This window comes from Winogradskyella pacifica (genome assembly GCF_013403915.1).
GTDB lineage: Bacteria > Bacteroidota > Bacteroidia > Flavobacteriales > Flavobacteriaceae > Winogradskyella > Winogradskyella pacifica.
Genome location: NZ_JABFDI010000049.1, coordinates 1 through 1302, shown reverse-complemented (window position 1 = coordinate 1302; position 1302 = coordinate 1). Strand labels below are relative to the sequence as shown.

At 32.3% G+C, this 1302-nt stretch carries 2 protein-coding genes; both read right to left on the bottom strand.

Features of this window, described 5'->3' with window-relative positions:
* Nucleotides 1-39: 39 nt before the first annotated feature.
* Nucleotides 40-888 carry an IS3 family transposase gene (locus HM984_RS17325; protein ID WP_371312756.1) on the bottom strand — a complete coding sequence of 283 codons (849 nt, stop codon included), beginning with the start codon at nt 886-888 and terminating at the stop codon, nt 40-42.
* 2 nt (nt 889-890) lie between these two features.
* Complete coding sequence (locus HM984_RS17320; protein ID WP_179350101.1) at nt 891-1262, bottom strand: transposase; 372 nt, start codon at nt 1260-1262, stop codon at nt 891-893.
* Nucleotides 1263-1302: the final 40 nt, after the last annotated feature.

Sequence of the window (1302 nt, the reverse complement as noted above, 5' to 3'; positions counted from 1 at the left end):
TGTCTTGCCCTGAAATATGGCTACAGGTTAAAATTGATTTTATGCGGTTAATTTATAGACCATATTTGGTGTTTTGAAGTCTAAAGATAAATGTAATCTTATTTCATTGTATAAATTAATTGCATTTTTTGCTACTGCTTTCGCGTGTTCTACGTTAGCAAAGGTCTGGTCAAGAAAAAATTCATCTTTTAAGATCCCGTTTACCCGTTCTGCCATTGCGTTTTCGTAACAATGATTTTCTTCTGTCATACTAATATCTATCTTTTTTCTTTTGAGTATATTGGTGTAAACATTGCTGCAATACTGTATTCCTCTATCCGAATGATGTATGAGTCCTTCAATACTTTTAGCTTGATAAATAGCCTTATTAAGGGCTCTCACGCATCCTTTTAGTTCCAGACTATCACTAAGATCATATCCTACAATTTTACGAGAATACATGTCTGTTATTAAAGCCAAATAGCAAAACCCTTTTACTGTTCTTATATAGGTTATGTCTGACGCCCAAACTTGGTTCGGTCTTGTGATTTCTAAAGCTTTAATACTGTTATTGTACTTATAAAAACGATGGTGTGAGTTTGTAGTCTTCATACTATATTTTTTTCTAAGTGTTAGCATTTTATGTTCTCTAAGAATCTTATTTAATGAGTCTCGTCCTACTTTTATTTGTTGTTTTTCAAAGTCTTGTTTTAAGGATTTTGTTAGCTTAAGTACACCTTCTCTTGGAAGGGATTTACGTCTTTTCTTTACTATGTTTATAATTTGCTGTTCTATTTCTTTACGCTTGTCTGCTCTATTTTTATACTTATAATAGGCATCACGTTTTAGCCCAAAACACTGACATACTTTAGATAAGGATGCAAATCCCTTAGCTTTTTCTTTAGCTATAATTAAGGTTTGATATTTAGTTTTTTTTTAAGATCAAGGACACTTTTGTATCCTAATTTTTGAGCTGCCACTTCTAGATAGGATTCCTCAACCATTTGGTCCAGATCCTTTTTAAGCAGTAGTTTTTTTAGCTGTTCATTTTCTTTTTGAAGCGCCTTGATGCGTGTAATTTCGTCTTTAGTTTCCACTTTTACTCTGGTGTTCATTAAATCTTTACGTTCATACTTCCTAATCCATTCATTGATGGTTGTAGGCGCAATACTGTAGAGTTTTCCGAGTTCACTCTTGGTGTATTTGCCTGTACTAAGTTCGGCTAAAATTTTTAATTTGAAAGGTTCACTGTAACGTCTAATTACTTTGTCATTTTTATACATAATTGTTTGAAATTATGTAGCCTTTTTTCAGTACAAGTCA

Excerpts from the sequence above, each read along its gene's own strand:
- HM984_RS17320 (WP_179350101.1), bottom strand. The coding sequence starts at position 1,262 with ATGTATAAAAATGACAAAGTAATTAGACGTTACAGTGAACCTTTCAAA.